This window comes from Thalassospira marina (assembly GCF_002844375.1).
In the GTDB taxonomy this organism is placed as follows: domain Bacteria; phylum Pseudomonadota; class Alphaproteobacteria; order Rhodospirillales; family Thalassospiraceae; genus Thalassospira; species Thalassospira marina.
On record NZ_CP024199.1, the window covers coordinates 3,461,575 to 3,473,918 of the forward strand.

Genomic DNA, 12,344 nt, shown 5'->3' on the forward strand with positions numbered 1-12,344 from the left:
GCTAAATCGCAAGTCCGTTACGCATCAACCCTCAGGCTGCCGACGCATCAAAGTCTGACAACGCCTTGGCCAGCGCACTCGCGTGGCGCTCAAACGCCCCGCCTGCACCTGCAAGCTGATCGGTGAAATCAGCATTTGCCAAAACCGCCTCTTTAAACACAAATGAAGGCAGTGCAGGATTATCCAATGCCCCCTGAATATTATCGTTGCCTTCTGGGGCTGCATCACCATCACCGCCCGGATTTTCAGAGGCAGGCGAAGCCTCACCTTCTCCATTATTTTGGGCATCAACAGGGGCAGCCCGTTCAGGTTGTGCCTCTTCATTTGGTGCGTTTCCAGCCCCAGCAGCGGCACTCCCATTACCGTTACTGGCGGCGCCGTTATCACCACCAGCGTTTTGTGCTGCACCATCAAGGTTTGGGGTGCCAGCCGCCCCTTCATCGGTGCCGGTTCCTTCACCATTGCCGTTGGCCGGTTCAAAGCCTGCATCATTGCCCAGACCTGCGCCCTGGGATGTAATAAGTTGCGTCCGCCCGGCCAATATGCCGGTACCTGCACCAACATCACCGCCAAAAATTGTCTGGCCCGCAGTGTCTCCAAAAATCGACGGCGGGGTTGTAGATTGCAAACCTGCCATAACAGGCGTCGAGCTGTTATCAAGCGGACTGAGACTACCGAGCTGTCCGGTTACCGGCTGAACAATTTCGCCACCATTTCGCCCGCCAAAATCAAGCGCTGATCCAACTGGAGTCCCTGCATCCCCGATGTTCCCGGTACCAGGCGGTGACATAACAGGAGGCACAGGCGCAGGCTCTGGCGGAGAAGCAGGCGGCGTTACGACAACAACCGGACGCGCTTCAACCTGAATGGTCAAATTACTGCTTGCCGTCAAATGTGCCGTTGCGTCTTCTGTTGCTGTGATCCGCACTTCAAGATCACCGATAAAATCACCCGGGACATTCCCGCTGAAGGTAACATTGCTGCCATTCACACTGTAAGACAGCCAGGCAGGCAAAGCAGAGCCATCGGCCAACGTCGCCGTAAAACTCAGATTATCACCATCAATATCATTGAAACCGGCCACCGAAACCACGTAGCTCATCGGCCCGCCATTTTCAATGATCGTCCCCGGAAGGCTTGCAGGGGCTGTCGGCGCATCATTAACGTCACTGACGACCATGCTGGCCGATGCATTCTGACTGGAAAATGCCGATCCACCACCGGATGTTCCGGTGTCAGCCGTGCTTACGGAACCCGTCGTCGAGGCACTACCTGTTGTCTGGTCCCAAGCCTTAAAGGTCAGATTGGCCGTCTCACCATTATTTCCATCGGGGATATATCGTACCTGACTGGTCGATGTCAGCAACACAGCCGCACTTGCCGAAGCCGAATCGATATCCACCCAGTTGGTGCCATCCGCAGAATACTGCCATTTTCCATTGCCGGTCATACCGGTAATGGCAATGCCCGATGATGCACCTGCATCTATGTCACTATATCCGGCACCGCTCAGGATGCTGGAAACAGTGGTTCCTGACGACGTTGTATCTTCGTTAGTTCCGGTCAGCGCAACCGACGCGCCATCGGTCAATGTCGGCGCGTCATTTGTGCCGGTGATATCAATATTGCCATTGGCAACAGTTGATTCGACAGTGCCATCATCGGCCGTGACACTGAAGGTCGCGGCATTATCGCCGCTGGCATCGGCGGCGCTCATATATTGAATGTTACTGGCCGTATCAAGCCAGGTGTTGATCGCGCTCACCGTACCCGACAGCTTCAATGTGCCACTGCCCGTTCCATCAACCGTCACGCCGCCAGACGATGAAGCCGCAAAGGTGCCCGCAGAGGCCGTGATCGTCACGGTCAAACTGCTGTCATCCACATCGCCAAAGGAAATTGCCGAAAGGTCAAAATTGCTGGCCGTGTCTTCAACGACGGTCACATCCGTTGGCACACCACTTATGGTTGGCGCATCATTGACTTCGCTAACATCAATGGAAGCTGTATCTGTTGCCGTTGAAAACGCGGTCGTGCCACCAGTCGAACTAACGGAAACTTTATCACCGGCACTGTTTCCGCCGGTTTGATCCCAGGCATGGTAACTGATCGATGCCGAGGTACCCGTGTCACCATTGGGTACAAAACGCACATAATCGGTCGAACGCAGCAAAAGCGCACCGGCCTCGGCAACCGTACCAACATCAACCCAGCTTGAACCATTATCAAGCGAGTATTGCCACTTGCCATTCCCTGACGACAAACCCGAAATGGCAATGCCCGACAGCGCCCCGGTATCCGCATCACTGACAGAACCGGAAAGGAAGCTTCCAACTGTCTGACCACCATTCGTCGTGGCGTTTTCATCAATCCCCGTCAGGTCCGGATTTGACGGTGTCAGCACTGGTGCATCATTTGTGCCGGTGATATCGATATTGCCATTGGCAACAGTTGATTCGACAGTGCCATCATCGGCCGTGACACTGAAGGTCGCGGCATTATCGCCACTGGCATCGGCGGCGCTCATATATTGAATGTTACTGGCCGTATCAAGCCAGGTGTTGATCGCGCTCACCGTACCCGACAGCTTCAATGTGCCACTGCCCGTTCCATCAACCGTCACGCCGCCAGACGATGAAGCCGCAAAGGTGCCCGCAGAGGCCGTGATCGTCACGGTCAAACTGCTGTCATCCACATCGCCAAAGGTAATTGCCGAAAGGTCAAAATTGCTGGCCGTATCTTCAACGACAGTCACATCCGTTGGCACACCACTTATGGTTGGCGCATCATTGACTTCGCTAACATCAATTGAAGCTGTATCTGTTGCCGTTGAAAACGCGGTCGTGCCACCAGTCGAACTAACGGAAACCTTATCACCGGCGCTGTTTCCGCCGGTTTGATCCCAGGCATGGTAACTGATCGATGCCGAGGTACCCGTGTCACCATTGGGTACAAAACGCACATAATCGGTCGAACGCAGCAAAAGCGCACCGGCCTCGGCAACCGTACCAACATCAACCCAGCTTGAACCATTATCAAGCGAGTATTGCCATTTGCCATTCCCTGACGACAAACCCGAAATGGCAATGCCCGACAGCGCCCCGGTATCCGCATCACTGACCGAACCGGAAAGGAAGCTTCCAACTGTCTGACCACCATTCGTCGTGGCGTTTTCATCAATCCCCGTCAGGTCCGGATTTGACGGTGTCAGCACTGGTGCATCATTTGTGCCGGTGATATCGATATTGCCATTGGCAACAGTTGATTCGACAGTGCCATCATCGGCCGTGACACTGAAGGTCGCGGCATTATCGCCACTGGCATCGGCGGCGCTCATATATTGAATGTTACTGGCCGTATCAAGCCAGGTATTGATCGCGCTCACCGTACCCGACAGCGTCAATGTGCCACTGCCCGTTCCATCAACCGTCACGCCGCCAGACGATGAAGCCGCAAAGGTGCCCGCAGAGGCCGTGATCGTCACGGTCAAACTGCTGTCATCCACATCGCCAAAGGTAATTGCCGAAAGGTCAAAATTGCTGGCCGTGTCTTCAACGACGGTCACATCCGTTGGCACACCACTTATGGTTGGCGCATCATTGACTTCGCTAACATCAATTGAAGCTGTATCTGTTGCCGTTGAAAACGCGGTCGTGCCACCAGTCGAACTAACGGAAACTTTATCACCGGCACTGTTTCCGCCGGTTTGATCCCAGGCATGGTAACTGATCGATGCCGAGGTACCCGTATCACCATTGGGTACAAAACGCACATAATCGGTCGAACGCAGCAAAAGCGCACCGGCCTCGGCAACCGTACCAACATCAACCCAGCTTGAACCATTATCAAGCGAGTATTGCCATTTGCCATTCCCTGACGACAAACCCGAAATGGCAATGCCCGACAGCGCCCCGGTATCCGCATCACTGACCGAACCGGAAAGGAAGCTTCCAACTGTCTGACCACCATTCGTCGTGGCGTTTTCATCAATCCCCGTCAGGTCCGGATTTGACGGTGTCAGCACTGGTGCATCATTTGTGCCGGTGATATCAATATTGCCATTGGCAACAGTTGATTCGACAGTGCCATCATCAGCCGTGACACTGAAGGTCGCGGCATTATCGCCACTGGCATCGGCGGCGCTCATATATTGAATGTTACTGGCCGTATCAAGCCAGGTGTTGATCGCGCTCACCGTACCCGACAGCGTCAATGTGCCACTGCCCGTTCCATCAACCGTCACGCCGCCAGACGATGAAGCCGCAAAGGTGCCCGCAGAGGCCGTGATCGTCACGGTCAAACTGCTGTCATCCACATCGCCAAAGGTAATTGCCGAAAGGTCAAAATTGCTGGCCGTATCTTCAACGACGGTCACATCCGTTGGCACACCACTTATGGTTGGCGCATCATTGACTTCGCTAACATCAATGGAAGCTGTATCTGTTGCCGTTGAAAACGCGGTCGTGCCACCAGTCGAACTAACGGAAACTTTATCACCGGCACTGTTTCCGCCGGTTTGATCCCAGGCATGGTAACTGATCGATGCCGAGGTGGCCGTGTCACCATTGGGTACAAAACGCACATAATCGGTCGAACGCAGCAAAAGCGCACCGGCCTCGGCAACCGTACCAACATCAACCCAGCTTGAACCATTATCAAGCGAGTATTGCCACTTGCCATTCCCTGACGACAAACCCGAAATGGCAATGCCCGACAGCGCCCCGGTATCCGCATCACTGACAGAACCGGAAAGGAAGCTTCCAACTGTCTGACCACCATTCGTCGTGGCGTTTTCATCAATCCCCGTCAGGTCCGGATTTGACGGTGTCAGCACTGGTGCATCATTTGTGCCGGTGATATCGATATTGCCATTGGCAACAGTTGATTCGACAGTGCCATCATCGGCCGTGACACTGAAGGTCGCGGCATTATCGCCACTGGCATCGGCGGCGCTCATATATTGAATGTTACTGGCCGTATCAAGCCAGGTGTTGATCGCGCTCACCGTACCCGACAGCGTCAATGTGCCACTGCCCGTTCCATCAACCGTCACGCCGCCAGACGATGAAGCCGCAAAGGTGCCCGCAGAGGCCGTGATCGTCACGGTCAAACTGCTGTCATCCACATCGCCAAAGGTAATTGCCGAAAGGTCAAAATTGCTGGCCGTGTCTTCAACGACAGTCACATCCGTTGGCACACCACTTATGGTTGGCGCATCATTGACTTCGCTAACATCAATTGAAGCTGTATCTGTTGCCGTTGAAAACGCGGTCGTGCCACCAGTCGAACTAACGGAAACCTTATCACCGGCGCTGTTTCCGCCGGTTTGATCCCAGGCATGGTAACTGATCGATGCCGAGGTACCCGTGTCACCATTGGGTACAAAACGCACATAATCTGTCGAACGCAGCAAAAGCGCACCGGCCTCGGCAACCGTACCAACATCAACCCAGCTTGAACCATCATCAAGCGAGTATTGCCATTTGCCATTCCCTGACGACAAACCCGAAATGGCAATGCCCGACAGCGCCCCGGTATCCGCATCACTGACCGAACCGGAAAGGAAGCTTCCAACTGTCTGACCACCATTCGTCGTAGCGTTTTCATCAATCCCCGTCAGGTCCGGATTTGACGGTGTCAGCACTGGTGCATCATTAACGGGCGTAATTGTTAAATTGATATCACCAAGCAGATTGGACGTTGTCGATGCATCATCAAGATAGACAGAAATTTTCTCGCCCGTACCTGACGCGTCTTGTGCCCCCTGATACCAGATGTTACTGGCCGAATTGATATAATTATTTAAGGCCGTCAAAGTCCCTCTAAGGGTTATGGTCCCCGTATTATTCCCGTCCCAGGTAATATCCGAATCATTTGCAATCGAAAACGTACCAGACGTCGCAACGAGGGTAAGGATTAACTCACTGGAACCGCTATCGGGATCAACCAGATCAATTGACGTCAGATCAAGTTCCTGACCACTAGTATCTTCAGTAAAAGTCGCGTTTATTGGGAATCCGCTAACATTTGAATCCGTCGCACTAACAGACGATGGCGCGTCATTAACTGCGGTTACAGTGACCGTTTTAGTTGCGGTATTACTATCTGCAGTACCGTCATTGACAGAGATCGAAACGGTGCGATCGGCTTCGCTTGGTGCATCAGAACTGTTTGAATAGGTTATCGACCTGATAGCATCCTGCCACTCGGCCACAGAGGCTGTACTGCCTGAAGATGTCAGAGTCAGCACTCCGTTCGAACTGTCATAGCTACCCGTGATATTGCCAAACGAACCGCCATTTGCAAATGACAAAACGTCCTGCCCGCTCGTAAAACCTCCCGTAATCGATATCGTCGCACTTGATAAGGTGGCGTTGTCATTATCGGTTACCGTAAATCCGGTATCAACGACCGTTCCGGTGCCATTCTCGGTATAGGAAACGGAACCACCGGAAGTACCCACCACAGGTGCAGCATTTGATGCTGCCGGGCTGGCAATAATGTTATCGATTTGGTAGGTTCCTGTTCCTGACATTGCCAGCTCAAAACTTGTCGCATTGGCATATGTGCCATCAAATGTGAAATGCCCGGTACTAGAGTCAGCATCTGCATCCGTATTGGCAACATAGGTGATCCCATCGCCTGAGCTGCTTGTCGCCAGATCGAATACAAAAGTTCCAAGCACAGTTAAGCCATTATAGACTGTGACCGTAACCCCCCGCTCCGAACTTGGAGCCTGAACTATACCAAGATCCAACGAGGTCAAGGTAAAGTTACTACCGTCCTTTGCCTCAACCTTAATTGTTAGAGGCAGGGTATTCTGGGAGACATATGGTCCGTTTATTTCAAGAACCTTATCAGTACCGGATCCATCTACAGTCAAACTACTTGGAATAGTGTAATTACTATCGTCACCGACGACAAAACTGGTCGTATGATTAGTAGAATAGGTCCATTCACCGAAATCGATCGTCGTAATACCAGTCTCGATTCCGTATCCCTCAGAGGTCAGGTTATCGTAAGTCTCGCTTGACACAAGCAATGCCGTGAAATCATGTTGCGATGCTTCAGACAGCGCAACAGAAGCTTCAATAGTGCCGCTTGAAACCTCAAGATTCCAGTCACCGCCCATATCAGCAGAACCAGTTGCATCATTGGAAGCTGCTACGTCCGCACCAGTCAAATTTGCCATGGCATCAACGAATGCCATCCCACGCTGATCACCACCAACGTCACACCCGTAAAGCAGAATATCGCCTGTTTCTGTCAGATGAGATCCGATTTCAGTAAGAGCCTCTGATTGATCCGCAAGGTCAGCAGTATCAATGATGGTGCCACCCAGATTGATCGCGCCAATCGCACCATGTGAAACAAGATGAATGGCATCAACCTGACCATAGGAGGACAAAAGGTCCGCTATCTGCGACAAGGAGCCATCGGATTGAAACGTAATTACAGTCACATCTGCTGAAAAACCCGCAGCAAGCGTTTCATAGCCATCTATCGTGGTATCAATAAGCGCAATCTGATGGGGCTGCTGGGTGCTCGTTGCCGGTATCGCATCCGGTGTGATCGCTTCATCTGACGTCTGGCTTCCGCCAGCAGCATTGGCAGCCTCGCCGCCCGCACCTATACCACCTGTATCGCCTGGCTCGGCAATGGTATCAGCACCACCATCATGTGATCCACCATCAGCGGCCGACGCCGCCTCGGCCTGGGCCTGTGCGTCCTGCGCGGCCTCGGCGCCAGTTGCGGCACCGGCAGCATCAAACATGAAACGTGGCTCAAGACAAAGCGGCTGAATTGTTGAAAACCCGCGATCTGCTATTGCCGTCGCATTTTTCAAGCGATCGAGATGTGTCATGTTTACGCTCCCTGTTGCCTTCCTGGCCCCGGATCAAAACACGCGATATAGTTGCACGCACTTTTAAATCCATTTGGAAAATCACTATCCCATGGCATTAAATCTTGCAACCTTTACGAGACAAAAGCATATCTTATTTGCGTCAAACTTGGTTTAAAAACCCCATCACCACCCCTTTTGGATAAGAACCAATCCGAAAGAGTAAAAATATTATCCAGCGAATTTAATTTCAAAAATAAAATTAATTTTATCTTATCTAACAGTTGAAAATTCATGCAAAATCAACTCAAGTAATTGATTAAAAATGATAAAATTAAAAATCCACTCTTCACAAATACCTGACGACTCGCACAATGCTATTTTTTCATTATTTTAATAATAACTCTGAAAAAACCTATCACTCCAAAAAATTTTCCGAATGAAAATATTGGTTTATTGCGACTTTCACTCACAACACAACAATCTTAAATTGACCTTGAAAAATCCCGATGCTGATATCCCCTCCCGAAACCATAGATAGAATCAACCATCACATCACAAGGGGACATCATGGAAGGTTACATTGGGGTTATCCAGGCGTTAGGTTTCGATTTTGCACCACGCAACTGGGCCTTATGCCGGGGTCAATTGATTGCAATTTCTCAAAACACCGCACTTTTCGACTTGATAAAAACCATTTATGGCGGTGACGGAAGAACCTCTTTCGCGTTGCCGGATTTACAAGGGCGCAACCCTTTAGGGTTCGGCAATGGCGCTGGTGTACCCCGTTATGAGATAGGCGAAAAAACAGGTACGGCTTCTACTACACTGACCTCGGCCCACATGCCATCACATACCCATCCGCATACGTATAACGGCGCTCACACCGAGGGGGCTCTCTATGTTTCAAAACAATCTGGCACTGCCCAGATCCCCAGTGATGGCGATTTTATTGGCGTACCCGCAAACAATGTCGGAGCAGTCGGATCATTGTTTGTTCCAGCAGCAGAAGTGTCATCTACTCAGATGGCAGCTATCGCAGGTGTAACGGGATCCGGATTTGACAACAGTCAGTTTATCATTGGCAATTCGGGCGGCAACATCGACTTCAGCATCGTCTCGCCCATTATCGCAATCAATTATTCGATTTGCCTTTACGGCATCTATCCATCACGAAACTGACGGTTAGATTGCGTAGTTGCCTTCGCTGACGACAGTTGGCGAAGGCAAACAAAATCACAAAAAACATGTGTCACATTGGCCCGCCCAGGGCGTCAGTAGTTTGAACTTAAAACTGCAACCACAGCTCGTTCTTGAGGTTGCACGACAAAACCGTCAGACGCATGGGAAAAAACAATGAGTGATGGCTATATCGGCGTTATCTGGGCACTAGGATTTTCATTTGCTCCACACAATTGGGGATATTGTAATGGTACGATCCTGGCCGTAACCCAAAATACTGCGCTTTTTTCACTGATCGGGGCCTATTACGGCGGCGACGGACGCTCCAGCTTCGGCTTGCCGGATTTGCGCAGTCGTGCAGCCATTGGCCAGTTCACGGGCCCTGGCCTTCCAACCTTTACCATCGGAGGCACAACAGGTGCTCCGCTGATTTCTTTGTCAGCGGCACATCTGCCACCGCACACCCATACGCATAGCTATGCAGGTGGAGGCGGAAGCGGCCAATTTGGGGTAATTTTTGAGGCTGCAGCACAAAAAGGCACCAAAAAAACGCCCGATGACGGTGACTATCTGGCCGCGCCTGCATCTGCACTGGCACTAACAGACAACCTTTATGTCCCACAAGCCGACGTAACAGCCACCGCAACGCTGGGCGGGGTAACTGTTGCCTCCTCAGTAAGTGGCTTTGACAATTCATTATTTACTATCAACGACACCGGCAACAGCGCGAGCTTTAGCTCTTATCAACCCAGCCTCGCCATTAATTACTGCATCTGCATGACCGGCATTTACCCTAGCCGCAACTAGTGCAAAGCCGAAAACCATGTCTGCACGGCAATCACAGCCAGCAAATATCGGGACATTGAAAACTTTCCATTATCCCTTAGCAGAGCACGCTGGCCCAGCCTTGCAAACATCGAAAACTACGCAATCAAATGTAGAGAAAAGACATGTATGACACATATATGGGCGTTATCTGGGCCCTTGGTTTTCAGTTTGCCCCGGAAAATTGGGCGTATTGCGCTGGCGGAACACTTCAAATCGCCCAGTTCACTGGACTTTTTTCGCTGATCGGTGTCAATTTCGGTGGAGATGCACGTGTTACGTTCAAACTACCAGACCTCAGAAGCCGAACCCCAGTCGGATTTAATACCACATCAACCCCCCGCTTGACAGAAATGGGGGAACAATTTGGATTACCTTCATACCATCTCAATTGGGATACAATGCCTACCCACACCCACTCACACACATATTCGGGTACAGGCGGCAACGTCGGAGTAACATTTACAGCCGCCGCACAAAAAGGGACCAAAAAAACACCCGATGATGGTGACTACCTGGCTGCGCCGGCATCGGCCTTGGCCCTGACCGATAACCTTTACGTTCCAGAAGCAGATGTAACCGACAAAGCCACGCTGGGCGGGGTATTGTCCGGGGGAACGATTACCCCATTCTCCAATGATTATTTCGCAATTGCCACCGCAGGAACAGGAGAAGCGTTCGAGTTTTACCAACCCAGCCTTGCAATCAATTACTGCATTTGCGTTGACGGGTTATACCCCAGCCGAAACTAACAATGCTTTTGCCCGGAAGTGGAAGTGAGAATGTGCGTTGCACAGGGGATGGAAACCGCCCCCGCCTTGCTATCCACTTCCGGAAATCAATCGATCCAAAACACGTTCAGACGGCCCTGAAGTCTGACGACCCGAAATCGATATAACCGATCACCCCACTAACAAAAAGGCTGCAACATGACAGAGGCAAACACGTCCGATCTGCTCTCCCTGGCGAAATTAACAAGCGATATTTTCACTCCGCACCTGGAAAGCACCTTCATCTTTAATGTCGGAAATACCCGCCTTCCGGTCACACTGGTTAATTGCAGGGAAAACCCGGAAGGTGCTGGCCCGGACAGCAACAGGACACCTTTTTCCCTTCTGTTCCATACCTCAGCAGACCAGAACAATCCCATCCTGGAAGCAAAAGATTTCACTGCTTCAGTACATGGGCTTGAACAGGGCGCAATTGATCTTGTGTCTGTTCAGCGTGTTTTGCGCCCTGCAAGCCATCCTGCGGGCGCCTATTTCCAAATCATCTTTGGCTAAGCTGTTTCGCAAGCCATATCCGTTCATTTAAATCAGGTTCACTGGGGGAAACTATGATCACAGGTACTGTCGCACTACCACACGGCATCACGGCCCGTCCTGTTCGCAACGGCGACAAAAATTTTCTAGCCAAACTATTTCGCGACAATCGCACCGACCTTCAAGCCATTGATGCGACACAGGACTTTATCGACATGACGGTCGATATGCAGCTTGATGCGCAGATCAATGGTTACGGCAGCACATTTCCGAATGCCATTTATCTGATCCTCGAAAAAAACGGTTCCCGGATTGGCCGCGTCACTCTTGATGTCGGGCCGATCGAACTACGCCTGATTGACCTGTCCTTCATCAAAAAAGCACAAAACCGGGGATATGGTTCTGCCATCATTCAATGGGTGATGAATGCTGCCGCGCAAACGCGCCGTCCGCTGGTCGTGCCAGCGCGACGTGATAACAGCATCTTTGTCACCCATTTGATCAAAGCAGGCTTTCAAGAAGATACCAGCATTTCCGACGACGTTATCGCCCGCATGGTCTGGTTTCCAACCAGCGATGAAATGAACGGGATCGGGGCCATCAAGCCCCGCAAAGCGGCATCTGGAAACGTATGACATGACAAATGAACGGGCAGAAAAAACCACCGATCTGATTATTGATTTCCTAAAAGATATAGGCATTCCGGTAACTTTTGAAAAATTACCTGATCCTGGCTTTCTGCCCGGCATTTTTGTTCAAGAGGGTGGCTTGATCATTAACCGTGACGAACTGCTTTTTCCTGGCGATATTCTGCATGAAGCAGGACATCTTGCCGTCATGCCGCCCCAAACCCGAATGCAGGCAAATGGCAATGTTGGCGATGATGGCGGTGAGGAAATGGCGGCTCTCGCCTGGTCCTATGCCGCGGCCTGCGCGATAGGCCTGTCCCCCGACATCGTTTTTCACGAATTTGGGTATAAAGGCAACGGTCCCTGGCTGAGTAAACATTTCCAAAACGGTGGAACCATTGGTGTTCCCCTTCTTGCCGTGTTTGAAATGACTTCTCCCCACATCCCACGCTTACAGCAACCAGACACGCCCATAGATGAGGCAGCAGCTTTTCCAAACATGCTGCAATGGCTACGTACAATACCGGACCTGTCTGAAGAAACATCTCTGCCCACGCAAAGGGCACAGTAAGCCTCTTTTATATAAATAGCCTGTAGGTTCCC

The 12,344-nt window shown here is 51.4% G+C and carries 7 protein-coding genes; 6 read left to right on the forward strand and 1 reads right to left on the reverse strand.

All coding sequences use genetic code 11. The annotated features are described in order from the left end of the window. Positions 1-31 precede the first annotated feature (31 nt). Positions 32-7,864: a DUF4347 domain-containing protein gene (locus tag CSC3H3_RS15820; RefSeq protein ID WP_101285463.1), complete on the reverse strand. Its 7,833-nt coding sequence runs from the start codon at positions 7,862-7,864 to the stop codon at positions 32-34. A 549-nt stretch (positions 7,865-8,413) separates the two neighbouring features. Here CSC3H3_RS15820 and CSC3H3_RS15825 point away from each other — a divergent pair. From CSC3H3_RS15825 to CSC3H3_RS15850, 6 genes are all read left to right on the forward strand, one after another. Beyond that, positions 8,414-9,025 carry a phage tail protein gene (locus CSC3H3_RS15825; RefSeq protein WP_101271650.1) on the forward strand — a complete coding sequence of 204 codons (612 nt, stop codon included), beginning with the start codon at positions 8,414-8,416 and terminating at the stop codon, positions 9,023-9,025. Between the two features lie 174 nt (positions 9,026-9,199). Then, positions 9,200-9,832 (forward strand): phage tail protein, encoded by a 633-nt coding sequence (locus CSC3H3_RS15830; protein WP_101271652.1) that lies wholly within the window; start codon positions 9,200-9,202, stop codon positions 9,830-9,832. A gap of 143 nt (positions 9,833-9,975) precedes the next feature. Beyond that, positions 9,976-10,602 (forward strand): phage tail protein, encoded by a 627-nt coding sequence (locus tag CSC3H3_RS15835; protein ID WP_101271654.1) that lies wholly within the window; start codon positions 9,976-9,978, stop codon positions 10,600-10,602. A 177-nt stretch (positions 10,603-10,779) separates the two neighbouring features. Next, positions 10,780-11,133 carry a DUF6916 family protein gene (locus CSC3H3_RS15840; RefSeq protein ID WP_101271655.1) on the forward strand — a complete coding sequence of 118 codons (354 nt, stop codon included), beginning with the start codon at positions 10,780-10,782 and terminating at the stop codon, positions 11,131-11,133. Positions 11,134-11,186: 53 nt separating this feature from the next. Continuing rightward, positions 11,187-11,747: a GNAT family N-acetyltransferase gene (locus tag CSC3H3_RS15845; protein WP_101285464.1), complete on the forward strand. Its 561-nt coding sequence runs from the start codon at positions 11,187-11,189 to the stop codon at positions 11,745-11,747. Between the two features lies 1 nt (position 11,748). Next, entirely contained in the window at positions 11,749-12,312 is a 564-nt protein-coding gene (locus CSC3H3_RS15850) for a hypothetical protein (protein ID WP_101285465.1), read from the forward strand. Positions 12,313-12,344: the final 32 nt, after the last annotated feature.

Bases quoted from the DNA above. Each gene is read 5' to 3' on its own strand.
- CSC3H3_RS15820 (WP_101285463.1), bottom strand. From the start codon at position 7,864: ATGACACATCTCGATCGCTTGAAAAATGCGACGGCAATAGCAGATCGC.
- CSC3H3_RS15825 (WP_101271650.1), top strand. From the start codon at position 8,414: ATGGAAGGTTACATTGGGGTTATCCAGGCGTTAGGTTTCGATTTTGCA.
- CSC3H3_RS15830 (WP_101271652.1), top strand. From the start codon at position 9,200: ATGAGTGATGGCTATATCGGCGTTATCTGGGCACTAGGATTTTCATTT.
- CSC3H3_RS15835 (WP_101271654.1), top strand. From the start codon at position 9,976: ATGTATGACACATATATGGGCGTTATCTGGGCCCTTGGTTTTCAGTTT.
- CSC3H3_RS15840 (WP_101271655.1), top strand. From the start codon at position 10,780: ATGACAGAGGCAAACACGTCCGATCTGCTCTCCCTGGCGAAATTAACA.
- CSC3H3_RS15845 (WP_101285464.1), top strand. From the start codon at position 11,187: ATGATCACAGGTACTGTCGCACTACCACACGGCATCACGGCCCGTCCT.
- CSC3H3_RS15850 (WP_101285465.1), top strand. From the start codon at position 11,749: ATGACAAATGAACGGGCAGAAAAAACCACCGATCTGATTATTGATTTC.